Annotated in this window: 21 protein-coding genes and 2 tRNA genes; 11 read left to right on the plus strand and 12 right to left on the minus strand. The window is 33.0% G+C overall.

Annotation, left to right across the window (positions count from 1 at the left end; all coding sequences use genetic code 11):
• Positions 1-68 precede the first annotated feature (68 nt).
• From ACZ0AH_RS19480 to ACZ0AH_RS19505, 6 genes are all read right to left on the minus strand, one after another.
• Positions 69-2,315, minus strand: a complete 2,247-nt coding sequence (locus ACZ0AH_RS19480; RefSeq protein ID WP_463477426.1) for a M1 family metallopeptidase — start codon at positions 2,313-2,315, stop codon at positions 69-71.
• A gap of 66 nt (positions 2,316-2,381) precedes the next feature.
• Positions 2,382-2,894 (minus strand): DUF6702 family protein, encoded by a 513-nt coding sequence (locus ACZ0AH_RS19485; protein WP_463477427.1) that lies wholly within the window; start codon positions 2,892-2,894, stop codon positions 2,382-2,384.
• Entirely contained in the window at positions 2,878-3,633 is a 756-nt protein-coding gene (locus tag ACZ0AH_RS19490) for a hypothetical protein (protein WP_463477428.1), read from the minus strand. The genes ACZ0AH_RS19485 and ACZ0AH_RS19490 overlap by 17 nt, the downstream gene beginning before the upstream one ends.
• On the minus strand, positions 3,623-4,348 hold the full coding sequence (locus tag ACZ0AH_RS19495; protein WP_463477429.1) for a carboxypeptidase-like regulatory domain-containing protein: 726 nt from the start codon (positions 4,346-4,348) through the stop codon (positions 3,623-3,625). The genes ACZ0AH_RS19490 and ACZ0AH_RS19495 overlap by 11 nt, the downstream gene beginning before the upstream one ends.
• Positions 4,335-5,099 (minus strand): carboxypeptidase-like regulatory domain-containing protein, encoded by a 765-nt coding sequence (locus tag ACZ0AH_RS19500; RefSeq protein ID WP_463477430.1) that lies wholly within the window; start codon positions 5,097-5,099, stop codon positions 4,335-4,337. Before ACZ0AH_RS19500 ends, ACZ0AH_RS19495 begins: the two co-directional genes overlap by 14 nt.
• Positions 5,083-5,790: a carboxypeptidase-like regulatory domain-containing protein gene (locus tag ACZ0AH_RS19505; RefSeq protein WP_463477431.1), complete on the minus strand. Its 708-nt coding sequence runs from the start codon at positions 5,788-5,790 to the stop codon at positions 5,083-5,085. The genes ACZ0AH_RS19500 and ACZ0AH_RS19505 overlap by 17 nt, the downstream gene beginning before the upstream one ends.
• 226 nt (positions 5,791-6,016) lie before the next feature.
• Between ACZ0AH_RS19505 and pepE the strand changes: the two genes are divergently transcribed.
• Positions 6,017-6,724: a dipeptidase PepE gene (gene pepE / locus ACZ0AH_RS19510; RefSeq protein WP_463477432.1), complete on the plus strand. Its 708-nt coding sequence runs from the start codon at positions 6,017-6,019 to the stop codon at positions 6,722-6,724.
• A gap of 125 nt (positions 6,725-6,849) precedes the next feature.
• Here the strand turns inward: pepE and ACZ0AH_RS19515 are convergent.
• Both ACZ0AH_RS19515 and ACZ0AH_RS19520 read right to left on the minus strand, forming a co-directional pair.
• Positions 6,850-6,922: transfer RNA gene (locus ACZ0AH_RS19515), tRNA-Gly, on the minus strand.
• Positions 6,923-7,028: 106 nt separating this feature from the next.
• Positions 7,029-7,101: transfer RNA gene (locus ACZ0AH_RS19520), tRNA-Gly, on the minus strand.
• 134 nt (positions 7,102-7,235) lie between these two features.
• Here ACZ0AH_RS19520 and ACZ0AH_RS19525 point away from each other — a divergent pair.
• Together ACZ0AH_RS19525 and ACZ0AH_RS19530 are read left to right on the plus strand one after the other, a co-directional pair.
• Positions 7,236-7,673, plus strand: a complete 438-nt coding sequence (locus tag ACZ0AH_RS19525; RefSeq protein WP_463477433.1) for a GNAT family N-acetyltransferase — start codon at positions 7,236-7,238, stop codon at positions 7,671-7,673.
• Between the two features lies 1 nt (position 7,674).
• Positions 7,675-9,258, plus strand: coding sequence for a L,D-transpeptidase family protein (locus ACZ0AH_RS19530; protein WP_463477434.1), 1,584 nt, complete (start codon positions 7,675-7,677; stop codon positions 9,256-9,258).
• On the opposite strand, the gene ACZ0AH_RS19535 is transcribed toward ACZ0AH_RS19530, so the two are convergent.
• The gene (locus tag ACZ0AH_RS19535; RefSeq protein WP_463477435.1) at positions 9,247-9,969 is read right to left on the minus strand and encodes a murein L,D-transpeptidase catalytic domain family protein; all 723 of its coding nucleotides are present in this window, start codon (positions 9,967-9,969) and stop codon (positions 9,247-9,249) included. The two genes, ACZ0AH_RS19530 and ACZ0AH_RS19535, sit on opposite strands and share 12 nt — an antisense overlap.
• A gap of 291 nt (positions 9,970-10,260) precedes the next feature.
• On the opposite strand from ACZ0AH_RS19535, the gene ACZ0AH_RS19540 reads away from it, so the two are divergent.
• Both ACZ0AH_RS19540 and gpmI read left to right on the plus strand, forming a co-directional pair.
• On the plus strand, positions 10,261-12,690 hold the full coding sequence (locus ACZ0AH_RS19540; protein ID WP_463477436.1) for a DUF5916 domain-containing protein: 2,430 nt from the start codon (positions 10,261-10,263) through the stop codon (positions 12,688-12,690).
• A 139-nt stretch (positions 12,691-12,829) separates the two neighbouring features.
• Entirely contained in the window at positions 12,830-14,347 is a 1,518-nt protein-coding gene (gene gpmI / locus ACZ0AH_RS19545; RefSeq protein WP_463478122.1) for a 2,3-bisphosphoglycerate-independent phosphoglycerate mutase, read from the plus strand.
• A gap of 152 nt (positions 14,348-14,499) precedes the next feature.
• On the opposite strand, the gene ACZ0AH_RS19550 is transcribed toward gpmI, so the two are convergent.
• Positions 14,500-15,756: a DUF445 domain-containing protein gene (locus ACZ0AH_RS19550; RefSeq protein WP_463477437.1), complete on the minus strand. Its 1,257-nt coding sequence runs from the start codon at positions 15,754-15,756 to the stop codon at positions 14,500-14,502.
• A 276-nt stretch (positions 15,757-16,032) separates the two neighbouring features.
• Between ACZ0AH_RS19550 and map the strand changes: the two genes are divergently transcribed.
• The 6 genes from map to apaG all read left to right on the plus strand — a co-directional run bounded on the left by map (position 16,033) and on the right by apaG (position 22,977).
• Entirely contained in the window at positions 16,033-16,851 is an 819-nt protein-coding gene (gene map / locus ACZ0AH_RS19555; RefSeq protein ID WP_463477438.1) for a type I methionyl aminopeptidase, read from the plus strand.
• Positions 16,852-16,910: 59 nt separating this feature from the next.
• Positions 16,911-17,288 carry a GxxExxY protein gene (locus ACZ0AH_RS19560; RefSeq protein ID WP_463478123.1) on the plus strand — a complete coding sequence of 126 codons (378 nt, stop codon included), beginning with the start codon at positions 16,911-16,913 and terminating at the stop codon, positions 17,286-17,288.
• Positions 17,289-17,370: 82 nt separating this feature from the next.
• A complete protein-coding gene (locus ACZ0AH_RS19565) occupies positions 17,371-18,144 on the plus strand; it encodes a class I SAM-dependent methyltransferase (protein ID WP_463477439.1) in 774 nt (257 codons plus the stop codon).
• Positions 18,145-18,263: 119 nt separating this feature from the next.
• The gene (locus ACZ0AH_RS19570; protein WP_463477440.1) at positions 18,264-21,170 is read left to right on the plus strand and encodes a DEAD/DEAH box helicase; all 2,907 of its coding nucleotides are present in this window, start codon (positions 18,264-18,266) and stop codon (positions 21,168-21,170) included.
• A gap of 80 nt (positions 21,171-21,250) precedes the next feature.
• Complete coding sequence (locus ACZ0AH_RS19575) at positions 21,251-22,510, plus strand: type IX secretion system plug protein (RefSeq protein ID WP_463477441.1); 1,260 nt, start codon at positions 21,251-21,253, stop codon at positions 22,508-22,510.
• Positions 22,511-22,590: 80 nt separating this feature from the next.
• On the plus strand, positions 22,591-22,977 hold the full coding sequence (gene apaG / locus ACZ0AH_RS19580) for a Co2+/Mg2+ efflux protein ApaG (protein WP_463477442.1): 387 nt from the start codon (positions 22,591-22,593) through the stop codon (positions 22,975-22,977).
• Here apaG and pdeM read toward each other — a convergent pair.
• Together pdeM and ACZ0AH_RS19590 are read right to left on the minus strand one after the other, a co-directional pair.
• The gene (pdeM, locus tag ACZ0AH_RS19585) at positions 22,974-23,609 is read right to left on the minus strand and encodes a ligase-associated DNA damage response endonuclease PdeM (protein WP_463477443.1); all 636 of its coding nucleotides are present in this window, start codon (positions 23,607-23,609) and stop codon (positions 22,974-22,976) included. The genes apaG and pdeM overlap by 4 nt on opposite strands.
• Before the next feature lie 30 nt (positions 23,610-23,639).
• Positions 23,640-26,099: a ligase-associated DNA damage response DEXH box helicase gene (locus ACZ0AH_RS19590; RefSeq protein ID WP_463477444.1), complete on the minus strand. Its 2,460-nt coding sequence runs from the start codon at positions 26,097-26,099 to the stop codon at positions 23,640-23,642.
• Positions 26,100-26,184: the final 85 nt, after the last annotated feature.

A 26,184-nucleotide genomic window follows, 5' to 3' on the forward strand; every position in this document is an offset into this window, starting at 1 on the left:
GTAGCTGAGAGTTTTAAAATTTACTTAAAAAACTAAAAGACTCTTTTCAGAGTCTTTTAGTTTTATGTTTAATCGAATTTTGACTTTTCTTCAACTTTAGGCCAGGAATTATTGGTTACGTCGATATCTGCAGTCATTAATTTTGGATCTATCTGAATGCTTTTGATTGCTTTTTCGGTTGCATACACTTTCTTAGCGGTGTCATTATTTTTTCTCCAGATTTGCGCCGGATACTGATAATTTTGTTTTGTACCGTCTTCGTAAGTAATCTCCACCAAAATTGGCATAATCATTCCGCCTGGTTTATTAAATTCTACTTCATAGAAATATTTAGGCGATTTTAAACTTGCTTTTTCTTCGGCAGTAAAAGTTTGATTTACATAATCCGATAATAATTTTACGTCGTCTACTTGTAATGCTTTTTTCTTTGAAGCATTTACTTCTGCATTTTCTCCAGAAACCAAGTAAACAAATGGTCCTTTATCGAATCCAAAACGTCCTTTTCTTACTTTTACATTCTTAATATCGGTTGTTGGAGTGTCAGAAACATAATATTGTTTTACATCTTTGATTCCGATATCTACAAAATCAGTTGAATAAAACCATCCTCTAAAAAACCAATCTAAATCTACTGCAGAAGCATCTTCCATAGTTCTAAAGAAATCTTCAGGAGTTGGATGTTTGAATTTCCATCTGTTTGCGTATGTTTTAAAGGCATAATCAAACAATTCTCTTCCCATAACTACTTCTCTTAAAATATTAAGACCTGTAGCCGGTTTTCCGTAAGCATTATTTCCAAACTGAATAATTGTTTCAGAATTTGACATAATTGGCTCCAACATTTTTTGATCGCCACTCATATAAGGAACAATGTTTTTTGCAGGTCCGCGTCTTGACGGGAAATTTGAATCTAATTCCTGTTCAGCCATATACTCCATAAATGAATTTAAACCTTCATCCATCCAGGTCCATTGACGTTCATCTGAGTTTACAATCATTGGGAAAAAATTGTGTCCCACTTCGTGAATTACAACACCAATCATTCCGTTTTTAGTTTCTTTGCTTGTTACTCCATTTTCATCAGGACGACCAAAATTCCAGCAAATCATTGGATATTCCATTCCCTGATCTTCTGCAGAAACTGATACTGCTTTTGGATAAGGATAATCAAATGTGTGTGATGAATAACTTTTTAAAGTATGTGCCACTGTCATTGTCGATGTTTCTCCCCAAAGCGGATTTGCTTCTTTTGGATAAACAGATTCTGCCATTACAACTTTACCGCCTAATTTCACGGCCATTGCATCATAAATGAATTTTCTTGACGAAGCAATCCCAAAATCACGTACATTTTTAGCGCTGAATTTCCATGTTTTTTTCTTTTCAGAAAATCCTTTTTCAGTTGCTTCTGCTTCTGCCTGCGTAACGATTACAACTGGTTTGTCAAATGATTTTTGAGCTTGTTCGTAACGTTTTACCTGTTCCGGTGTAAAAACTTCGTTTCTGTTGGTTAATTCTCCTGTTGCATCAATTACGTGATCTGCAGGAACGGTAATATTTACGTCGAAATTTCCAAAAGGTAAAGCAAACTCTCCGCCTCCCCAGAATTGCATGTTTTGCCATCCTTCAACGTCATTATAAACGGCCATTCTTGGATAAAACTGCGCAATTACATATAATTTGTTTCCATCTTTTTCGAATAATTCATAGCCTGAACGTCCGCCTTCTTTTTTGTAATTATTGATGTTGTACCACCATTTTACAGAAAATGAGATTTTTTCTCCCGGTTTTAAAGGCGCAACCAAATTAATACGCATCATGGTTTCGTTGATGGTATATGACATTGGATTCCCTTTTGAATCTTTTACAAATTCGATATTAAAACCACGCTCTAAATCTTTTTTCAAATATTTGCTTGAAAAACTATCAAGTGGTAAAACGGGATTAATTTTTTCGCTTTCAGCTAAAGAAGTTTGTGTATTGGCTTTTGCCTGATTTTGATCTAACTGAACCCATAAATACTCTAAACTATCCGGTGAATTGTTTGAATAGGTAATCGTTTCAGAACCACTTAATTTTGAATTTTTATCGTCTAATTCAATATCAATTTTATAATCTGCCTGCTGCTGATAATAAGCCGGACCTGGTGCACCGGATGCGGTACGAAACATATTTGGCGTTGCCAACAAATCATACATTTGACTGAATTTGTTTGTGTCGTACTTGCCTTGTTGTCTTGGTGTGGCTGTGTTAGTTGTTTTTTCCTGTGCGATAAGTATTGCAGGAAAAAGCAATAATAATGAAAGTTTTTTCATAAATCTTTATGGGTAATTTTGTCAGGGTGTGAAAATAATAATTAAAATAATAATTTAACTTATTATCTAGTACTTTAACACTTCCTTCCTTGAAGATTCTGTAAAGAGAACGCTCTTTTTAGTACCAAATGCTGTAATATGTGTAATGTTTTGCTGTTCTGCATTCCAATCCACTAAAATTGTGTTAGAAATTTCAATTGTCTTAAATTTCTCAATATCTTTTATTCTGGAATAACAAACGAGAACATCATCAGACTCTACTTCTTTAGATAAAAAAGTAACAGGCTTTGATTGTCCGTTTATTTTTATGGTAAAATTTTCTGAAAGGTATTTTTTTAATAAATCAACATCGGCCTGGGTTTCTTTCTCCGTGCCGATGTATGTTTTTGTGTGGTATTTTTTCTCGATTCCGTTGTTTAGATCATCAACAAAAATTCGGGAAGTAATTTGGATCATTTTTTTCTCAGCCGCATAATTGACCTGAAAAACGCCCATATAAAATTTATGGAATGCAAAAGATGAAAGCATCAAAAACAAAATCCCAAGTAAAGGATATATTAATCTATTTTTCGGCAACATTTGATTTCTGAAATTCTTTATTTTTATTCACCATATAATCCATTAACTCAAATTTCTGGTCCGGCTGTAAATGTTTTTTAGATTCCGGATCGTTTGAGCAATACATCAAAAACAGATCGATTTCATCTTCTTTTAAACCTAACGTTTTTGTGTAGAAATCTTTTGTAAAATTAGCTCTTGAATATTTAACAAAAGCCATGTCATCTATAACTTCCGGTTTCACATCTTCATTTTTCTTCAGCGCCTTTTTCACATCCTTAAAAATTCGAACAAAATCCATTCCGTATTTAATCGTCTGATCAGAATACATGACCGTATTTTTGGCTGTTGATTGCTTATCATCTTCAAATTGCATATCAACATATTTTTGAGTATCCTTATCAAGAGATTTTACTTTCAAATCTTTACGAACTACAACTTCTTTTAATTGATTATTAGCCAAATCCAATTGAATCAGATAAAGTACTGCTGCACAATCTTTTTCAGTTAAAACCACTTTTTTTGGCTGAAATGCCAAACCCGAAAACACCAAAGTGTCTTTAGGTTTTGCCATGATATCAAATAATCCGCCTGAACCAATAAAAGTTCTGACTTTTGCACTAATATTCATTACATAACCACTTTCTATAGCCAATGTACTATTGACAACCTGACCATGCAATGGCTTTCTTGAAGCATTTTGCCCTAACATGATTTGACAAAATAAGCACACAACGAGTATTCCTAGTCTATTTTTCATTTTCGAGAATTATTAGATATTTCCTTGCTAAATCTGTTATTAAAAACATACTCATTGTTTTGTTTTTAGTATTCAAAGATACGGCAAATTCAGCATCATCTACGCAATATAATTGAAATCCTTTTATATCAGCTAACGGAATTTTCAGTCTTTCCGTATAATAATTCTCTTCAAAAAGGTATTCCATTTTTCTAAAAAGCATCTCTTTTTTCTCGACATTCACTTCTTTTTTGAGCATTGCAGTTCGCCCGGAAATTTTATTAAGCAGCTTATCTACAGAAGTTGACGTTGCTGTATAAACTTTTCTTTCGGCCGGCGTATACTTTTTTTGCCCGTATGGAATTATACCCAAATTTTCAGCATTAATATTGGCGTTTTCATTGACAACTACTTCTTTTAATTCAATTTCTTTTGCTGTCATTCTGATCAAAATTGAAGTCGCCGTCAAATCGTCAGCAGTAATTCTGTGTTTGAGAGGTTCTAAATTAACCGATGAAAAGACTAAAACATCGCCTTCCTTGCCAACAATCGAAAACATTCCGTTTGAATCTGAGATAGCCGAAACCTGTGTAGTATTATTAATGATATTTACACCATCAACCGAAGTAGTTTTTTCCAGGATTTGACCCAGAATTTCTTTCGATGCAGTATTTTGTCCAAAACTAACCTGAACTAAAAGCAGCAATAGAATTAGTAAAGTATTATTTGTTTTCACTTGCAATTATTTCTTTGTATTTTAGAGCTAATTCAGTCATTAGAAACTCTAGTTTTTCATTTTCTTTATCCTTCAAAAACAACATTATTTCATTATTCTCAACAAGATAAAATTTAAATCCATTAATATGTTCCAGAGAAATCCCTAAACGATTAGAAAAATAATCATCATCAAATCGATAACCTAATATCTCTATACTATTTTCTTTTTTTTCGACTTCAATATTCTTTTTTAATATTTTAGTTCTGCCATTTATTTTATTTAAAACAGGATCAAAAGGCATAGAACCGCCTAATAATCCTAAAAGAGAAATAGGTTTAAAATCTCCAGCAGTCGCTAGTTTTCTTTCGGCGTCCGTATATTTTTTTTGGTTTTCTGAAATGATTCCAAGATTTTTAGCCGTAATATTAGTATTCCCGTTAATTATTACTTCTTTTAACTCTATTTCTTTTTCCGGCATTTTAATCTGAATAATATTAGTATTCAAATCTTCGGCTGTAATCTGATATTGAAAAGTTTCAAAATTAAGTTTTGAAAAAACTAAAATATCACCTTGCTTTGCCATAATCAAAAACATTCCGTTTAAATCCGAAACAGTTGATACCTGAATTGTGGTATTAACAATATTCACGCCATTAATTAAAATATATTGCTTTAAAATTTGGCCTCGAATTTCTTTTAAAGCAGTACTTTGTCCAAAACTCACTTGAACGAATAACAGAATCAATAAACTATTATTTATTATTTTCAATAGCTAGTATTTCTTTGTATTTCACAGCTAATTCTGCTAATAAAAACTCTGTAGAAGTTTTATTCTTTGAATTTAAAATCACCGTAAACTTATCATTTTCAACTGCATAATATTCAAATCCTTTTACGTATTCAAGTGGAATTTTTAATTGATCAACAAAATGATCCAAACTGAACATATGCTCTAAAAGCTTCATAAAAGCTTCTTTTTTCTCAACAGCAACTTCTTTTTTAAGCATTGCCGTACGTCCGGAGAAAAAATTCAACAAAGGATCTGCAGAGATTGAACCTCCGGCCATTGATCCCGCATTAGCCTCAGGATTTAAAGCAGTTGCAGTATGTAATTTTCTTTCGGCCTCCGTATATTTTTTTTGTCCGTCAGGAATAATTCCCAAAGCAACAGCATTAATATTATTATAATTTCTAATTATTACTTCCTGCAATTGGTGCATTACCATATTTAATTTAACGGTAAAATTAATATCCGTAAAATTTTCAGGCGTTAGCAAAACCCGATTTTCTTTAAATTGTATGGATGAAAAAACCAATGTTTCGCCAGCTTTTGCAGCAATAGAAAAAGCACCGGATTCATCTGTAGTTGTCATAGCTTCAGTTTGTGCATTTATAACATAAACACCTTCTAAATCAGAAGTATTTGATGTAATTTTTCCACGTAAAACAGGAGTATCCAAATTTTGGGACCAACTGGTTTGGCTTAAAATAACTATCAAAATACAGGCAACTTTATTAATCAAAATGAGAAAAAATTAGAATTATTCTTAAAGGTGTAAAAATATCTTAATGTATTCCAAATTTAGTATTAATGACTTGGTAAAAATATGTTAATTAAAGTCGATTTATCTGTTGTAGAAAAGGACTTTTAATATCTTTAACATAAACAATCTGAGTTCAAATTTTATGAAAAGCATCATCATTGCCAGCACTTCTACCTTACACGGAGGCAGTTATTTAGAGTATTTATTACCTACTTTACAATTGCATTTTAAAGATTGCAAAACCATTTTATTTATTCCTTATGCACGTCCTGGCGGAATTTCGCATGACGAATACACATCAAAAGCAGCCCAGGCATTTGCATTAATAAACATTGCTGTAAAAGGAATTCATCAATTTGAAAATGCCGAAGATGCCATAAAAAATGCCGAAGGAATTTTTACCGGTGGAGGAAATACTTTTTTGCTGGTTACACAATTATACAGACACAATATTATGCAGCTTCTAGCAGAAACTGTTAAAAGCGGCACACCTTATTTAGGAACCAGCGCAGGAAGCAATATTTGTGGCTTATCAATGCAAACCACTAATGATATGCCTATTATTTACCCTCCAAGTTTTCAGACTTTAGGATTAATTCCTTTCAATTTAAATCCGCATTATTTAGATCCTGATACACAATCTTTGCATATGGGAGAAACCCGCGAAACGAGAATTAAGGAGTTTCATGCTTTTAATGCGATTCCGGTTTTAGGTTTAAGAGAAGGAAGCTGGCTCGAAGTAAAAGGTGAAAAAATCACTTTAAAAGGAAGTTTAAAGGCCCGTTTATTTTTGAAAAATGAAACCCCTCAGGAATTAGAAACCGAAAGCGATTTGAGTACTTTAAAATAAATCTTCTTCTTCAACCATATAAGTGATATAAGTTCATTAAAAAAAACTTATAATAACTTATATCACTTATATGGTTCATGAAATTCCAAAAAAAAATCCTCAAACAATGTTTGAGGATTTTGAAGAGCGAAAGACGAGGCTCGAACTCGCGACAACCAGCTTGGAAGGCTGGAGCTCTACCAACTGAGCTACTTTCGCATTAACAGGGTGCAAATATAAAAAATTAAATCATTTAAAAAAACAAAAATCAATAATTCTTTAATTTTGATAAAAAAACCGAAGCAATTAAGTTTCGGTTTTTTAGAGCGAAAGACGAGGCTCGAACTCGCGACAACCAGCTTGGAAGGCTGGAGCTCTACCAACTGAGCTACTTTCGCATTACTGGTGCAAATATAAAAAATAAGTTAAGTTCAAAACAAGCTTTTTTTCAAAAAAAATCAATAAAAATGAACTATTTTTTATAACCTATTTAAAATTAAAAAGTTATACATTTATTTATTTTCTACAAATTATGAATATTATCAAAGAAATACCCTCAAAAGAAACATATATCGTTCGTCAACCTGTCTTAAGAGAAGGAAAACCTATTGAAAGTTGCATCTTTGAAGGAGATGATTTAGAATCTACACATCATTTTGGATTATTTGACAATGAAAATTTAACAGGAATTATTTCCTTGTTTTCTAAAATCAATCCTATCTTTGACCCAAAAAATCAAGCTCAAATTCGCGGAATGGCCGTTCTCGAAACACATCAAAAAAAGGGTTTCGGCGAAGCTTTGGTCAAATATTGCGAAGCGTATTGTAACGCAAACAATGTTGACTTAATCTGGTTTAATGCGAGAACTGCAGCTGTGGGTTTTTATCAAAAAATGAATTATCAAATTAGTGGAGAATCCTTTAATATTGAAGATGTTGGAGAACATTATTTAATGTTTAAAAAATTATAAAATGAAGCAACTTTACCTTTTTTTAGTATTATGCCTATTTATTAGCTGTAAAAAAGATACTAAAATAATCCCTGTTGTGGTAAAAAAACCAACTCAGGCAATCATACTTACCGATGAAAGAAAAGTGCAGATTGATACTGCAACAATAGGCGCTTTTAAGAGCGAGACCTTAAAACAATTTTATAGCGCATCTGAAAATAAAACGGTTTGGGGAAATCTTAAAAAAAGAACCTATGTTTTAGCTCAATTAAAAAATGCCGAGACATTAGGATTAAATCCTGAAGATTATAAAGCATCTCAACTTAAGAAATTCGAAGACAGAATTAGTACTCTGAACGACTCTGAATTAGTAACTTATGATATATTACTGACTTATAATTTCGAAAAATACCTGAATCATTTATATAAGGGAAAACTGGATCCTAAAAAATTATATACAGATTGGGATTTGGATGAAAAGACATTTGATGTAAATAATGCGTTGATTAAAGCTTTCAATAAAAACAAATTAGACAGTATTGTCGAAAACAGCCAATCAAAATCTGAGACTTATAAACAGCTATTAAAAGCGCTTGAAATTATTAATACGTATCCGGATGACAATATTCAGACTATTGATACCATAAAAAAAATCTCTTTAAACGATACAAATGCAGCTTTAATAAACATCAAAAAAAGGCTTTTGTATTGGAATGATATGTCTGGAAAAGACAGTCTGACTAAAATTTACGATAAAAAAACATTCGAATCTATTAAGAAATTTCAGGAAAGACACGGTTTAGCTGCTGATGGCGTTATTGGTATGGGAACAATTAAAGCGCTTAATTATTCTAAAGACCAAAGAAAAAGGCAAATTATTGCCAATTTGGAACGCTGGAGATGGTATCCGAATGATTTTACCGAGAATTATTTTATTATCAATATTCCGAATTACAGCCTGAATGTAGTTGAAACCAAAGACACAACTTTAGTTCGAAATGTTATTGTGGGAACAAACAAAAGAAAAACGCCTATTATAACATCTGTATTAAAAACAGTTGTTTTTAACCCAACGTGGACTGTTCCTCCAACAATTCTTAAAGAAGATGTAGTTCCGGCAATGAAACGAAACCGAAATTATCTGGCAAAGAAAAACATTACTATATATGACAGCACAGGAAAAGTCGTAGATCCAAACGCCTGGAATGAAGAAAAACCCAATAATTACCGATATGTACAAAGTCCGGGATATAATAATTCATTAGGGTTGATGAAGATTTTATTTCCCAACCATCATAGCGTGTATCTGCATGACACCAATCACCGTGGTAGTTTTGGAAGAAATAACAGATCGTTAAGTTCAGGATGTGTTCGTATTGAAAACCCTTTAGAATTAGCCGAACATATTTTAGACAACCCGGAAAGATGGAATAAGGAAAAAATCGATACGTTAATTGCGTCTAAAAAAACAACGAGTATAAGAATTACAAAAAAGTATGCCTTATATCAATGGTACTGGACGGCTTGGAGCAAAAAAAATCAGCTCATTTTCAGAGCTGATATTTATAATTTAGATTCAGATTTGTATAATAAATTAAGAAATTAATTTTTCTTCCATCTCAAAACTTCTTGACGGATGGTAGATATACAAACATGATTTATCTTTTATAACCTGAATAATTTCGTCTGTTAATTCCATCGGAATCGCAGGACAACCCTGGCTTCTGCCTAATCTTTTATTATTTCTGATAAAAGATTCCGAAACATAATCAGCTCCGTGCATTACCACGCCTCTTTCGCGTGCATTACTATTTACGCCGTTTTCTAAACCATCTAAACGTAGCGAAGCTCCATGTTTTCCCTGGTAAATTTCGCCAGTTGCATAAAAACCTAAACTGCTTTTAAAAGATGAATTTGAATTGGAAAATGTAGAAGCAAATTCTTCTCCGGTATTTCTTCCGTGAGCAACTAATGAATTAAATAAAATAGTATTTGTAGACAAATCAATCACCCAAAGACGTTTTGTGTTTGATGACAAGCTAAAGTCAATTAACGTTAAAATATCTTTTTGGATAGCTCCTTTTTCTTTCAACAGGTAAAAACCTTTTAAAGCTTCAGAAAAAGTTTTAAGTTCAGGCAATGAAAAATTGTTAGAATTTAAGGTATTATAAATACTTTCAATTTTTGCATCAACAGTAAGTTTCTCAACTTTAGCATAATGCTTTACTGTTTCTTTTTTAATCTCGGGAGTGCTTTTTGAATCTTTACCAAAAGACAATAGAAAAAACACAAATAGGGGATAAATTTTGTAAATCATTGAATTTCTTTAGGTTAAACATAAATTTGGGTTTGACAAAAGTATAAATTTTTTAGGGTTGTCAAAACAAAACTCTGTGAATCAGGCCCTTTTTGTTTAAACTTTAACAGATAAAAAACAAAAAATTAGCATATCGACGGAAAAAACCTATTTTCGCGAAATATTTTAACTTTTATTACGTAGCGATATACTTACAATATAGAAATGATATAATTATTGCCTTTTAAAGTGTAACATTTAACACATATTGTTGTCTATATTATTGATGGATTTCATACTTCATTATTTAAAATGAAAAAAATAGTTTTTTTTAGTTTTCTTTTATGCGTATCCTTTTGTTATAGCCAAAAGAAAACATTGCAGGCTCAGCCTATTTCTCAATCTATTTTCATTGACGGAAAATTAGACGAGGCTGCATGGGAAAACGCTTCAATAGCCACAGACTTTATAATGTTTGAGCCTGATAACGGCAAACCAATTCCGGAAACTCAAAAAACAGATATCAAAGTGTTGTATAATAATGACGCGATTTATATTGGCGCCATGATGTATGATAATGAACCTAACAAGATCTTAAAGGAAATTTCGCAGCGTGATAATTTTGGAACAGCTGATATTTTTGGTGTTTTTATAAATGGTTTTAACGACGGTCAGCAAAATTTTGAGTTTTTTGTATCGGCAGCAGATGTTCAGGGCGATTGTATTATGACGGATGCAATTGGCGAGGATTATTCCTGGGATGCGGTTTGGATAAGTAAGGCAAGAATAACCGATAAAGGCTGGATTGTAGAAATCAAAATTCCGTATGCTGCTTTAAGATTTTCAGGAGAAAACAAACAAACATGGGGAATTAATTTTTTCAGGGAAGTAAAACGCGAACGTAAAAAATATACCTGGAGTTTGATTGATACCAAAATAGGAACTTTTACACAACAAAACGGAAATTTAGACGGAATTGAAAATATCAAACCTCCTACCCGATTGTTTTTAATGCCGTATGCGTCCTATTATTTAAATGCGGCTGATAGCCAAAAAACGTATGGTACGCTTAAAGGCGGAATGGATATTAAATACGGAATTAACGATGCTTTTACGCTTGATGCAATTTTGATTCCTGATTTTGGACAAACAAAATACGATGATCAGATTTTGAATTTAGGTCCGTTTGAACAGCAGTTTAATGAAAACAGAGCCTTTTTTACAGAAGGAACTGATTTGTTCAACAAAGGAAATATGTTTTATTCCCGAAGAATTGGAGGAAAACCTTCGATTGATCCTGATTTAAACGACAATGAGAAAATCATTGAAAATGTGCAAAATGTAAATCTTATTAACGCCTTAAAAGTTTCCGGAAGAACTAAAAACGGATTAGGAATTGGTGTTTTAAATGCAGTTACCGAAAAAACTTTCGCAACGATTCAGGATACTATTTCCGGAGAAAACAGACGCACTATTGTAGAACCTCTCACTAATTATAATGTATTGGTTCTAGATCAGCGCTTTCGCAAAAATTCTTCCGTTACACTTATCAATACAAATGTTATCAGAAATGGTCATTTTAGAGATGCCAATGTTTCTGGTTTGGCCTGGGATTTAAATACAAAAGCAAATACTTATAATTTATCCGGAAATGTAAAATATAGTATTATTAATGATATCGAAGACAAAAATGGTTTTTATTCGACTTTTGGCTTTGCCGAAACAAGCGGTAATTATCGATATAATCTGGGAACAGATTTTGTTTCGAAAGATTTTGATCCAAATGATCTGGGCATAAACTTCTACACCAATTATTATAATTTTTACGGCAATGCAAATTATAGGATTTTAAATCCAACAAAGCTTTTTAACAGCTTTAAGATTGATTATAATATGTATACCGAATTCAATAAGGAATCCGGAAAATTACAAGACAATAAAATCAGTGCCGAAGTTAATCTGACCACCGTAAAAAACAATTATTACGGAATGGGAACAACAATTTACCCATTAGAATCTTATGATTATTACGAACCAAGAGCTGAAAATCGATATGTTGCTATTCCCCGAAGAATGGAATTTTGGGGAAGTGTTTCAACCAATTACAATCATAAATTTGCTATAGATTTAAATCCGTCCATTTCGATTGCGGATGAATCAGGAAGAATTGCTTATGGATGCGATATTGGTCCGAGATACCGTTTTAACGACAAACTTTTATTGACGTATACTTTTAGCTTTCTTAGAAAAAACAACAATAAAGGTTATATAGATAGTGTTGACAATGACGACAATGAAAATACGCCTGAAACTATTGTTTTTGCTAATAGAAATGTAATTACATATTCAAATACTTTAGGTGGAAAATATGCGATCAATAGTGCTATGACCCTTAATTTGTCCATCCGTCAATATTGGTCTTACGCCGAAAACAAAGACATTCTTGAACTTCAGCAAAACGGAACTTTAACACCTTATCCCCAATATACTGAAAATAAAAATTCAAGCTTTTATTCCTGGAATGCAGATTTATCTTATTCCTGGTGGTTTGCTCCCGGAAGCCAGCTTTCGGTTTTATATCGAAATAATGCTTCAAACTTTGAACGTATTATTGACAAGCAGTTTCGCGATAATGTTACCGGACTATTGAATAATGACGCCTTAAAACACATTTTTTCGATAAGTGTCAAATATTTTATTGACTATAATGCCGTCAAAAATAAGCTTAGAAACAAGGCATAGCGTGAATTAATTTTAAAAAATAAAGCCTTCTTTAATTAAATTACTATTTTTTAATACGCTTCATTTTATTAAACATAATTTGTCATAAAGCTTTCTTTTACGTTTTATAAATGGTTTATCTTTGTAAAAAACAAGAATGATGAACAAAAAAGTAATCCTTATGATTTTAGACGGTTGGGGAAAATCTCCTGACCCTAAAGTATCGGCAATAGACAATGCAAATGTTCCTTTTATAAACAGTCTTTACAAAAATTACCCAAACGCACAACTTCGTACTGACGGATTAAATGTTGGTTTACCTGAAGGCCAAATGGGAAATAGTGAAGTTGGTCACATGAACCTTGGCGCGGGAAGAATCGTATATCAGGATTTAGCCAAAATAAATTTAGCCGTAGCGCACCAAACCCTTGCCAAAGAACAAGTACTTGTTGACGCTTTTACGTATGCTAAAGAAAACAATAAAAAAGTACACTTTTTAGGATTAGTTTCTGATGGTGGAGTTCACTCGCATACTTCGCACTTACGCGGATTAATCGATGCATCTCAGCAATATGGTTTAGACCAGGTTTATGTTCACGCTTTTACAGATGGCCGTGACGTTGACCCGAAATCAGGAGCAAAATACATTCACGATTTAGAAGAACATATTAAAGATACTCCGGTAAAAATTGCTTCGATCATTGGCCGTTATTACGCAATGGATCGTGACAAACGCTGGGAACGTGTTAAACTAGCTTACGATTTAGTTGTAAATGCGGTTGGAACACCATCAAAAAATGCAGTTGCAAGTATTCTTGACAGTTATGCACATGATGTTACGGATGAGTTTATTGCGCCAATCGTAATGGTTGATGAGCAGGAAAAACCATTGGCAACAATTGTTGAAGGCGATGTTGTGATTTTCTTTAATTTCAGAACAGACAGAGGTCGTGAACTTACCGAAGCACTTTCGCAACAAGATTTTCACGAACAAAATATGCACAAGTTAAACTTGTATTATGTAACACTTACAAACTACGACGAAACGTACCAAAACGTAAAAGTGGTTTACAATAAAGATAATATTACCGAAACTCTTGGTGAAGTTTTAGAAAAAGCGGGCAAAAAACAAATTCGTATTGCAGAAACTGAGAAATATCCGCACGTAACGTTTTTCTTTTCCGGTGGTCGAGAAACTCCTTTTGAAGGCGAATCCCGTATTTTAAGAAATTCCCCAAAAGTAGCAACTTACGATTTACAGCCAGAAATGAGTGCTTTTGAACTTACTGCTGCTCTTGTTCCTGAACTGAATAAAAAAGAGGTTGATTTTGTTTGTCTAAACTTTGCAAACGGAGATATGGTAGGTCATACCGGAATCATGAGTGCTGCAATTAAAGCATGTGAAGCTGTTGATGCTTGCGTAAAACAAGTTATTGAAGCTGCTTTGGCAAACGATTATACAACAATTGTAATTGCCGATCACGGAAATTGCGAAACCATGATTAATCCTGACGGAAGCCCAAATACAGCACATACAACGAATCCTGTGCCGATTATTTTGGTTGACAAAGAATTAAAAAATATTCAAAATGGTGTTCTTGGCGACATCGCTCCTACTATTTTAGAACTTATGGGAGTTCAGCAGCCAAACGCAATGACTTGTCATTCGTTATTGTAGAAATCATTTTATTGAAATAAAAAAAAGAGACAAGTTTTATAATTTGTCTCTTTTTGTTTTTCCTACTGTCACCCTGAGCGAAGTCGAAGGGCAGCACTACAATTAAAACGAGGGTTTCCACTCCGCTCAGCCTGACACAAAATCAAACGGTATCAAACTATAAAATAATGATACGTCCATTCAACGCAATAGATTATAATACCAATAAGTCCTCCAACCAAAGTTCCGTTGATTCTGATGTATTGAAGATCTTTTCCTATTTCTAATTCCAGTTTTTCAGAAACTTCTTTTCCGTCCCAGCTTTTTACGGTAGAAGAAATCAAATCTCCAATTACTTTTTTATTATTTAAAAGAATAGAAAGTAAATCGTTCTTAATGAAATTATTTATTTTGTCGATCATTACCGAATCTTCTTTGATTCCGTTTCCGAAAGTTTGAATTAAACCTGAAATACTATTTTTAATAGACGATTCATCACCTTTATCCAAATCGTTTGTAATCGACAATTTTATTTCGTCCCAAATTCCGTTAATATAATCCTGAACTTCTTTTTTACCGGCAAAACCCAAAATCATAGTATTGATTTTTATTCTCATTTCTTCAGAGTTTTTAACCTTATCCAGAAAATTATAAACGTATTCATCTATTTTAATTCTGATTTCACTTTCCGGTTTTTTGGCTTCATCCAAAAACTCTTGCAATCCATTAAAAATACCTTCTGAAATACTTTTATCGGCTAAGCCAAAACTCAAAAATGGTGTTGATTCTTTTACTTTTTTCCGAATCAAATCTTTATTATTACTCAATTCTCCGCTTAAAACTTCCAGGATATTAGTTAGCAGTTCGTCTTTTACATTTCCTTTTTGCAAAGGTTCTAAAGCCAATGCAACCCAATCTCCAAAATTTATAGCTTCTAGTTTTTCTTTAAATTGAACCTGAATAAATCGTTTTATATCCTCGTCTTTTATCGTTTTTAAAATTCCCGGAATAATATTTACGGCAACCAAATTGGCAATTTTATTGGCGTTTTCTTGTTGCGACAACCATTCTGAAGCTTTTGTGGCGAAATTGAATTCTTCCAGTTTAATTTCCAGTTTTTCCCGATTCAGGAATTCTTCCGAAACAAAATTCCCGAGGTTTTCACCAATTTCATTTTTTTTGGTTGGAATAATTGCCGTATGCCAAATTGGGATTCCTAACGGATGACGAAATAATGCTACAACTGCAAACCAATCGGCAATTCCGCCCACCATTGCAGCTTCGCTAAAAGCCTGCAGCATCGGAATTTTAAAATAAATAGCAATTATAAAAAGAAGTACCGCAACACCTAAAAGAGACAACGCACTCCCTTTCATTTTATTTAAAGCTTTCTTTTTGGATATATTTTCCTGATCGATAGACGTTTCCATAATTTATTAGTTTTAACTATAACTAATTTACGGTTTTTCTGTCAAACATGCGAAAAAGGCGATTGTTATTCGTTGTACATTCGCCACGAATTTCACGAATCAACACAAATTATATCGGAATGTTAATTTCTCGAATACTAGATATTTAATTTTAAGTCATTAAATATTTTTAAGAAAATTCGTGAATTCGTGGCGAAAAAAAATAATTGACGGCGAAAAAATTTAGATAAAAAACAATATTAAAATCGTACTTTTGCCAACTGAAAATCCGAAATTATGATTATAGTAAAATCACGTGAAGAAATCGAGTTAATGCGCGAAAGTGCCTTAATCGTATCTAAAACATTAGGAATGATTGCTTCTGAAATTAAAGAAGGAGTTACCACATTATATCTTGACAAATTAGCCGAGGAATTTATTCGTGACCACGGTGCAGTTCCTAGTTTTCTTGGTTTATATGATTTTCCTAATTCACTTTGTATGAGTCCAAACTCACAAGTTGTACACGGAATACCTAATAATACGCCTTTAAAAAGTGGTGATGTTATCTCTGTAGATTGTGGTGCATTTAAAAATGGATATCACGGTGATCATGCTTATAGTTTTGAAATTGGAGATGTTGCTCCTGAAACTAAAAAGCTTTTACAGGTAACTAAAGAATCTCTTTACGTGGGAATCAGAGAATTTAAAGCTGGAAATCGCGTTGAAGATGTTGGAAATGCGATTCAAAAATATACAGAATCTCACGGTTACGGCGTTGTTCGTGAATTAGTTGGTCATGGTTTAGGACAAAAAATGCACGAAGAACCTGAAATGCCAAACTACGGAAAACGTGGTCGCGGGAAACTTTTTGTTGAAGGAATGGTGGTTGCCATCGAACCTATGATTAATATGGGAACAAGAAACATCAAACAACATAAAGACGGCTGGACAATTACAACTGCTGACGGAAAACCAAGTGCCCACTTTGAACACGACGTTGCCCTGATAGACGGAAAACCAGAAATTTTATCGACTTTTTATTACATCTACAAAGCCTTAGGAATCGAAAGCAATGAAGAAGATGAATTTAGACAAGTGCCTTTAGTTTTATAAACACGGATTTCACAAATTTGCACGAATTAATATATTGCTAAAAATTTCACTGATTGATGATGCTGAATGAGTTGTATTTAAAAGAAGAATCTTATAAAATTATAGGAATCTGTATGGAAGTCCATAAAATATTAGGGAAAGGACATAGTGAAAAAGTTTATGGTGATGCATTAGAATATGAATTTCAAAAAAATGAAATTCCTTACAATAGAGAATTAAAATATAATATTGCTTATAAAGACATTATATTATCAAGTTACTATTTTGCAGATTTTGTGATTTTCAATGAAATCATTTTAGAGTTGAAAGCAATCGCAACTCTAACAAGTAGTGAAATTAAACAAACATTAAATTATCTGGCAGCATCGAAAAACAAACTAGGTTTACTAGTTAATTTTGGAGAAGACAGCCTAAAATATAAAAGAATAATACTTTAAACCCAAATCAAGGTTCGTGAAATTTTCGCAACTACATTAATCCGTGTTAATTTGTGAAATTCGTGTTCAAATCTATTAAACCGTGAAAAAACTTTTCAAATTAGTACTTAATACAATTCCTCGTCCATTATTAATTCGTTTGAGTTATGTGGCGCGCCCGATTTTGGCTTTATCATTAAGAGGCGACAAATTTACTGATCCTATTGACGGAAAAAGTTTTAAATCGTTTCTGCCTTACGGATACGGAAAACAACGTAATAACGTGCTTTCGCCAAGTACTTTATCTTTAGAAAGACACCGTTTACTTTGGTTGTATTTAAACGATCAGACTGATTTTTTTACTGCGCCCAAAAAAGTACTTCACTTTGCTCCGGAACAAGCCTTTTATAAATTATTCCGCAAGCAGAAAAACCTTGATTACACTACAACCGACTTATTTTCGCCTTTGGCAGATGTAAAAGCAGATATTTGCAATTTACCTTTCAAAGACAACGAATATGACGTTATTTTATGCAATCACGTTTTAGAGCATATTCCGGATGATGCAAAAGCGATGCAGGAATTATTTCGCGTTTTAAAACCAGGCGGAATGGCAATCCTTCAAATCCCACAAGATTTATCAAGAGCCGTAACTTTTGCCGATGATTCGATTACAGATCAAAAAGAGCGCGCTAAAATATTTGGTCAGTACGATCACGTTCGTATTTACGGAAGAGATTATTTTGACAAATTAAGAAGCATTGGTTTTATTGTTATCGAAGAAGATTACACCAATAAAATTACACCCGAATTAGTAGAAAAATATTGTTTGGCAAAAGGAGAAATTATTCCGCTATGTTTTAAACCGGAAAACTAAACAGTTTTTTTACATATAAATAATATCAATTCATTTAAAAAGTTTTCAAATAGTAATAATTTGGAAACTTTTTAAATTTAGACCACTTCCCAAATTACAACCAAACCAAATCCCTACTCTTGGAACCTTCAAAATCATTTCAATTTTGCTTTGACATCAGTTTTGAAAAAAATCTGAATGTTTATATTCCAACATCTTATATCGTTGAGAATACGGATGAAATTAAATATTTAAATAAAAAAGCAAGCAAAGATGTGCTTGAAAGTTTTGGACTTATTTTTGAAAACTTAGATTCTAATGCAAAAAAAATACTGACAATTTGCGAATCTTTAAAACCTGATTTTATTTTCAAAAAATTCAGCGCAAAAATCAAATCGGCAAAAACAATTGCTGATTTACAAAAAGATTCTAAAATTGATTTTGCGATTCGCCAGCATTTGCAGCTTAATTTAAATTCCTTTTACACTTTAATTGTACAAGAACAATTTCCGCTGTCGATTAATATGGGAGCCCAAAAAGACTTTTATCGTTCCAGAGTCAATACAGATCTGCTTTATTTTGAACCTCAAATTCAATTTGACAAACACACCGCCGGCATTACCTACACTCTATCGTTAAAAGAAAACGAAACTACATTTTTACCGATGAATAACAGCATTGAAGTTCTTTTGGATGAACCTGGCTGGTTAATTATCAATAAAAAATTAGGGCAGTTAACAGCGCTTAATTCGAAAAAACTTTCTCCTTTTTTAAAGAAAAAATCAATCGAAATACCTTCAAAATTAGTTGATAATTATTTTAAGAATTTCATTCCTGAAATAGCTAAAAAAATTGATATTGAAGCAACAGGATTTGAGATTGAGCTTCGTGATAAAATTATTTCATGCACGATTCAGCCTGTTTATGATTTCTTTAAAAACTGTTATTACCTCAACCTTTATTTTGATTATAACGGTTATACATTTGACGCCAGTAAAACGAAGAAAATACATTCGTTTGTTGATTTTAGCATTGCCAATGAGCCCAAAATAATTCAGTTTAAGCGAAGTGCTGATGAAATTTTATATACAGAAAAATTAAATAAAATTGGCTTCATAAAAATCAAAAATGAATTGTTTGGATTGAATTCTGAATCAGAAATCAATGATCCTTACATCAATATCCAAGTGGTTATGGATCGTAAAGAAGAACTTGAAAGTTTAGGTTTTACTATCCAGAATTTAAAACTGGAAAGCAAAGAAATCATCACGGAAAATCATAGTGTTTTTGCTTCAAAAGAAACAACAGGCGATTGGTTTGACATTAAAATAATTATCAAAATTGGAGTTTATACTATTAATTTTAGTGAAATTGTTCCGAACATAAAAAGCAAAGAAAGACTCTTTTTATTGCCAGACGGAAATTATTTTTTGATTCCTTTAGAATGGCTCAGTAAATATAGTTCGTTGGCAAAATTGGCCAACACAGAAAACGGAAATCTTCTTTTGCGTAAAAATAATTTTGCTGCTTTAGACGCGATTCCGGAAATCAAAAGTGATGTAGAGCAAATTTACAAAGCCGAATATGTCCCTACAGATTTGCTAAAAGCAACTTTAAGGCCATACCAAATTGATGGCGTAAAATGGCTTTTGGGTCATTTTAACTCGAATTTAGGTGCTTGTCTGGCTGATGATATGGGACTTGGTAAGACTTTACAAACTTTGGCTGTTTTGGTTGCCGTTCAGGAACAATTAGGATTTACGACTAAAACTACCAATTTTGATTTGTTTCAAAATGAAACCACTATAGAAAGAGAACCTTTAAAAACATTGATTGTTTTACCTTCTTCATTGGTTTTTAACTGGTATAATGAAGCCGCAAAATTTACGCCACATTTTTCGAAAATGCAATATGTGGGTAACGACAGAAAATTATTAGCAAGCATGCTGGAATCATCTGATTTAATTTTTACGAGCTATAGCATCGTTCATCGTGATATTTCAATTTTAGAAAAATATAATTTTCGTTATTTAATTTTAGACGAAAGTCAATACATCAAAAACAAGAATTCTAAAATTTTCAAAGCGATTAATAAAATAAATACGGAACATAAAATTGCCTTAAGTGGTACGCCTATAGAAAATTCACTTGATGATTTATGGTCGCAAATGCAATTTATAAATCCGGATATTTTGGGCACTTATATTTTTTTTGTAGAAAATTTTAAAAACCCGATCGAGAAAAAACAAGACGAGAATAGTTTAACTGAACTAAAAAATCTGGTTCAGCCTTATATTTTAAGGAGAACCAAAGAACAGGTTTTAAAAGATTTGCCAGAATTAACAGAGCAGATTTACTATTGCGATATGGATCCTGAACAGGAAAAATTATATGAGCAGGAAAAATCAAAAGCACGTAATTTTTTACTGAAAACCGATGGATCCGGTCGTGACAAAATTAGTATTATCAACACTTTGATGAAGTTAAGACAGTTGAGTAATCACCCGAAAATGGTCGATCAGGAATCGGAAATTGATTCGGGAAAATATATTGCCGTTACTAATTATCTGGAAACTTTAGTAAAAGGAAAACAAAAGACTATTATTTTTAGTTCGTTTGTCACGAATTTAAATTTTTATACGGATTGGTGTAACGAAAATAAAATAAAATTTTGTGAAATTACTGGTGAAACTCCAGCGAGCAAAAGAGAACAACAGGTAAAACTCTTTCAGGAAAACGAAGAACCGCTGTTATTTTTTATTTCGCTTAAAGCGGGTGGCGTTGGGTTGAATATTACAAAAGCTTCTTATGTTTTATTTCTGGATCCGTGGTGGAATCCTTTTGCTGAAAAACAAGGAGTTGGACGAGCACACCGAATTGGTCAATTGAATAAAGTAAATGTGATCCGGTTTATTTCGAAAAATACGGTTGAAGAGAAAATAATCAAACTGCAGGAAAACAAAAAGTTATTATCTGATTCGCTTTTAGAAGAAAGTTTTGTTAACGACGAAATCGAAGTTAATCTGGAATACATTTTGGGTTCATAATAAATTGTTTTTAAAACCAATAAATTGTCTTATTTTTCGTTGTATAAATTGTTATATTTACAATCTTACAAAATAATAAGATGTCAAAATTTTTGTTTCCGAACCTTCTTTTGTTTTTCATTTTCACTTCGGCGACAGCCCAGGAAGTACAAACCGAAGTTATTCCTCCGTACAACATCAAAACTGTTTCATTTATTCAAAATGGAAATAATGTTGTTCCTATATTTGAGTTAGGCGATACATTCGAATTTCAGTTTGATGATTTATTTGGCAATGAAGCGAACTATTATTTTGAAGTTATTCATTGCGATTATAACTGGATTCCAACCGATATTCCGAAAACAGATTACGTACGTGGTTTTGATAATCAAAGAATTACAGATTATTCTAATTCCTTTAATACGCTTCAGGTTTTTTCGCATTACAGACTGCCTTTTCCAAATCAGTTTACATCGCAATTACGGATTTCAGGAAATTATATGCTCAGAATCCTGAATGACGATAAAGAAGTTGTTTTTTCGAGAAAGTTTATTTTATATGAAAATCATTCTACCATTGCTGCTCAGGTAAAACGAAGCCGAAACGTTACCAATATCGATTATAAACAAAACCTTGATTTTTCAGTATTATCAAATGATATTGTTTTTCAGAATCCGCTGCAAAATGTAAAAATACTTTTATTGCAAAACGGCGATTTTAGCACAAGCATTAAAAATATTCCGCCGCAATATACAATCGGGAATCAATTGGTTTACAAATACGATAAGGAAACGCAATTTTGGGGAGGAAATGAATTTTTATATTTTGAGAATAAAGACATTCGCGCAGCCAACAATAATGTGGGAAGAGTGGGTTCGAATAATGATATTTATAATTCTTATCTCTATACAAATCAGGCAAGAGGCAATCAAATTTATACGGTATACCAAGATGTAAACGGGAATTTTGTAGTAAAGAATGTAAATGCTTCAAATAATGAAATTGAAGCAGATTATGCATGGGTTTATTTTAGTCTCTCGGCGCCGACTTTCAGGTTAAATAAAGACATTTATATTACGGGAATGTTCAATAACTACGCCCTTTCTCCGGAATACAAAATGGATTACAACTCAGATAAAGCATTATACGAAAAAGCGGTTATGATCAAACAGGGATTTACTAGTTTTGAATATAAAATTGCGGATAAAAAAGGAGTAATCGATTATGAAAATGCCATTGATGGTAACTTTTATCAAACCGAAAATGAATATACGATATTGGTGTATTACAAAGAAAGTTCAGATCGATACCAGAGAATAATCGGGAAAGGAAATGCTAACTCTTTAAATATCATCAATTAAAACATTGTTAAAGGATTTCGGTCGAAGGATTTTTTTTTGTAAGTTTGCCATTATAACACACACATATATACTGCTTTAGTATGGTCTCTCAGATAACACGAGGTATAAAAATATCTGTTTTAACTAGTTTTGAAGGTACTTACTTCAAGAACTACAAGATTCATTTTGCCTTTAGTTACGTCGTTACAATCGAAAATCACAGTAAAGATTCTGTACAATTAACTTCTCGTCACTGGGATATATTTGATTCTTTAAACGATATTGAAATTGTTGACGGAGAAGGAGTTATTGGTAAAAAACCAGTTTTAAAACCTGGAGAAAACCATACCTATAGTTCCGGTTGTTTATTGTCGTCTCCTTACGGTGCCATGAAGGGTCATTTTAATATGATCAATTTTACTACTACAAAAATATTCAAAGTAATTGTGCCGACTTTTAGAATGTGCGCTCCGTTTGCCTTGAATTAATTTATTGCCACTTCTATTATTCCTTCTTTTGTAATCGCGTATGCTTTGTCATTTTCTGCTGGAAGTAAATAAGAATTACCCGTAAACTCACCAAAAGCCGGAAAAATCAACTGATTTGGTTTTCTGAAAAAGCAAGATAAACTCAAAAACTGTCTGCCTAATCCTCTTAATTGTATTGCGGGATGAATGTGTCCGCAGCAATTAAAAAAACCTTCTTTTTCTGTAGGATGATGTGTCAGCAAAAAATTATCTATTCTTAATTCAGCAAAAATTTCAATATTCAAATCTGAATAGTTTTCTTTTGAAATGATATCATGATTGCCTTCAACTAAAATTATTTTCTGAGAATGCTGTTTGGTCCATTCTGAAAAAAAATTCCATTCATTATTGATTTTACTGTGAAATAAATCGCCCAAAAAAACAATTGTCATTGGACTGAATAATTCTAAAACCGTATTTAATCTTGCAAAATTTTCAAAAATAGCATCTTTTGGAATTCCGATTCCGTGTTTTCTAAAATGCGCCACTTTTCCTAAATGAACATCAGAAATTAAAAGGATTTTTTTTTCTTCCCAAAAAGCAGCGCCAGATTGATGCAGAATAAAATCCTGATTGTTTATTGTTATTTTCATATAAATGTTTATCCAAAAATCAGTCCAGAATTATTTCATGTAACTGGCTGTCATTTTTTTGATTCTTTCTGCCAATGTTTCACTTGATAATTTTTCTCTGAGTCGGTCTGTAATTATAGGAAAACTGAATGGCGTTGGTTTCAAACATTGTTTCCAGACAATAGTCTGCCTGTTAATTCTTTCGAGTGCCTGAAGCAAACGCCCTTCTTCCAGTTGATGTTCAAACGTTTCTATAAACGCCTGATGCAGCAATAAATTGTCTGGTTCATAATCTCTAAAAACTTCAAAAAGTAATTGAGAACCACTTTGCAAATGTTTTGTTTTAACAGGTTTGCCCGGCATTCCCGTAAAAACCAAACCGGCAATTACGGCAATATCCCTGAATTTTCTACGCGCCATTTCTGTCGAATTTAAGCTTTTTTGCAGATCGTGATGTACATATTCTGATGAAAATAAATCATTATCAAAAATAGCCTGCATATCAATTTCCTGATCCGAAAGCAATTCGAATCCGTAATCATTATAAGCAAGCGAAAAAGTAATAGAAAACAATAAACTAATGCGATACGAAAGAATACTTGCCAAAGCTTCATGCACAAATCTGCCTTCGAAAGGATAAAAAACAGCATGAAAGCCTTCTCTGGTTTTGAATGTTTCGATTAAAAATTCATGGTTTCCGGGAACAATACTTTCTTTTCGCTGTCTTTTAAAAATGGGTTGTAATGCTTTTAATTCCGGAGTTAAATTATCTGTATTTGCGGCGTATAATTCTTCCCGCAACAATTCACTCATTTGTTCCGACAAAGCCATTCGGCCGCCCATCCAGCTTACTACTTTTGACGCTTTTTTAGGATCTGCCTTTCGCACTAAAACCTGCATATTTTTTACGCGGAATAATTCAAGGCGTTTTCCTGCAAAAGTAAAAACGTCTCCCGGTTGTAGTTTTGAGGCAAACCACTCTTCAATAGAACCAATATAACCTCCACTTAAAAACTTAACGTTGAGAGCAGCGTCTCCTACAATAGTACCTATTTGCATTCTGTGATGCATGGCAATAAACCTGCTATTTATCTTAAAGCGTCCGTCTGCTTCAATTTCTACTTTTTTGAATTCGTCGTACGCTTGTAAACTCTGACTTCCGTTAGTAATAAAATTGAGAATCCAGTTCCAGTTTTCTTTTGTAATATTCTGGTAACAGAATGTATTTTTTACTTCTTCGTAAATATCATCTGGAAAAAATCCGTCAGAAACAGCCAAAGTATTAAGGTATTGCACCAGAACATCCCAACTATTCAGATACGGGATTCGGTCTTCAACAATATTTCTATTAACCGCTTTTTTTAATGCCGAAGCTTCTATTAATTCCATCGCATGTGTTGCCAGAAAATAAATCACGCTTTCTTTTCCGGGCTGATGTCCGCTTCTTCCGGCTCTTTGCAGAAAACGTGCAACACCTTTTGGTCCGCCCACCTGAATAATACTTTCAACAGGTACAAAATCGACGCCTAAATCCAGGCTTGATGTACAAACGACTACTTTTAGTTCTTCGTTTCGAATCGCGTTTTCGACCCATTGCCTGATTTCTCTACTGATACTTCCGTGATGCATGGCCATTTCTCCGGCAAATTCAGGATATTTTTCCAGAATTGCCTGATACCACATTTCGCAGGAAGAACGCACATTTGTAAAAATCAAAGTGGTTTTATTGTTTCTGATAATCTTAGCGACCTCATCAATTAAATGCAAACCCATATGTCCGCGCCACGGATAAGTATCCATTTTTTCCGGAATAATAGAAACTACTTTTATCTTCTTGTTGATATTCGCTTTTATTAAAACCGAATTATTATAAGCCTCAGGATTTAATCCTAATAATACCTGCTGTGCTAATTCGAGATTTCCTATAGTGGCTGATATTCCCCAAATACGCATTTTTGGTGCAATTGTTTTTAATCTGGATAAACCCAATTCCATTTGAACACCGCGTTTTGTACCTAATAATTCATGCCATTCGTCAACAACAATTGCGGAACAATTTGCAAAAACTTTTGCATATTCTTTAGTTGCTAAAAGAAGCTGCAAACTTTCGGGTGTTGTAATAAGCAAATCCGGCATTCTTTTGCTTTGCTTTGTTCTTTCGCTTTGCGAAGTGTCTCCGGAACGAATTCCGACGGTCAACGGCAAATCTAAATCTTCGACAATTCTTTCGGCCGCTTGTTTTATTTCTACCGAAAGTGCTCGCAAAGGCGTAATCCAAATGGCTTTTAATCCGGGTTTGTGCTTGGTTTTATAATCGGGATTTTTTTTGATGTAATCAAGAACTATCGGAAACCATAATGCATAGGTTTTTCCGCTTCCTGTTGGCGCGTTCAACAAACCATTTTTGCCTTGCAGAAATGATGTCCAGGTTTGGGTTTGAAACGGAAAAGGTTTCCACCCCTGATCCTGAAACCATTTTTCTGCAATGTTATATAGTTCATCTCTGTTCATTTGTTAATCGTGCTTTATAAATCCGCTAAATCTGCTAAATCTGCGTGCTATAATTTTTTACGCACATCTGGCAGATTTGGCAGAT

This window comes from Flavobacterium sp. AC105 (assembly GCF_979258495.1).

What these genes read in the sequence shown, in the direction of transcription:
- ACZ0AH_RS19590 (WP_463477444.1), bottom strand. Translation starts at nt 26,099, where the DNA reads ATGAACAGAGATGAACTATATAACATTGCAGAAAAATGGTTTCAGGAT.
- pepE (WP_463477432.1), top strand. Translation starts at nt 6,017, where the DNA reads ATGAAAAGCATCATCATTGCCAGCACTTCTACCTTACACGGAGGCAGT.
- gpmI (WP_463478122.1), top strand. Translation starts at nt 12,830, where the DNA reads ATGAACAAAAAAGTAATCCTTATGATTTTAGACGGTTGGGGAAAATCT.
- ACZ0AH_RS19485 (WP_463477427.1), bottom strand. Translation starts at nt 2,894, where the DNA reads ATGTTGCCGAAAAATAGATTAATATATCCTTTACTTGGGATTTTGTTT.
- ACZ0AH_RS19560 (WP_463478123.1), top strand. Translation starts at nt 16,911, where the DNA reads ATGCTGAATGAGTTGTATTTAAAAGAAGAATCTTATAAAATTATAGGA.
- ACZ0AH_RS19535 (WP_463477435.1), bottom strand. Translation starts at nt 9,969, where the DNA reads ATGATTTACAAAATTTATCCCCTATTTGTGTTTTTTCTATTGTCTTTT.
- apaG (WP_463477442.1), top strand. Translation starts at nt 22,591, where the DNA reads ATGGTCTCTCAGATAACACGAGGTATAAAAATATCTGTTTTAACTAGT.
- ACZ0AH_RS19525 (WP_463477433.1), top strand. Translation starts at nt 7,236, where the DNA reads ATGAATATTATCAAAGAAATACCCTCAAAAGAAACATATATCGTTCGT.
- pdeM (WP_463477443.1), bottom strand. Translation starts at nt 23,609, where the DNA reads ATGAAAATAACAATAAACAATCAGGATTTTATTCTGCATCAATCTGGC.
- ACZ0AH_RS19575 (WP_463477441.1), top strand. Translation starts at nt 21,251, where the DNA reads ATGTCAAAATTTTTGTTTCCGAACCTTCTTTTGTTTTTCATTTTCACT.
- ACZ0AH_RS19530 (WP_463477434.1), top strand. Translation starts at nt 7,675, where the DNA reads ATGAAGCAACTTTACCTTTTTTTAGTATTATGCCTATTTATTAGCTGT.
- ACZ0AH_RS19490 (WP_463477428.1), bottom strand. Translation starts at nt 3,633, where the DNA reads ATGAAAAATAGACTAGGAATACTCGTTGTGTGCTTATTTTGTCAAATC.
- ACZ0AH_RS19480 (WP_463477426.1), bottom strand. Translation starts at nt 2,315, where the DNA reads ATGAAAAAACTTTCATTATTATTGCTTTTTCCTGCAATACTTATCGCA.
- ACZ0AH_RS19550 (WP_463477437.1), bottom strand. Translation starts at nt 15,756, where the DNA reads ATGGAAACGTCTATCGATCAGGAAAATATATCCAAAAAGAAAGCTTTA.
- ACZ0AH_RS19540 (WP_463477436.1), top strand. Translation starts at nt 10,261, where the DNA reads ATGAAAAAAATAGTTTTTTTTAGTTTTCTTTTATGCGTATCCTTTTGT.
- map (WP_463477438.1), top strand. Translation starts at nt 16,033, where the DNA reads ATGATTATAGTAAAATCACGTGAAGAAATCGAGTTAATGCGCGAAAGT.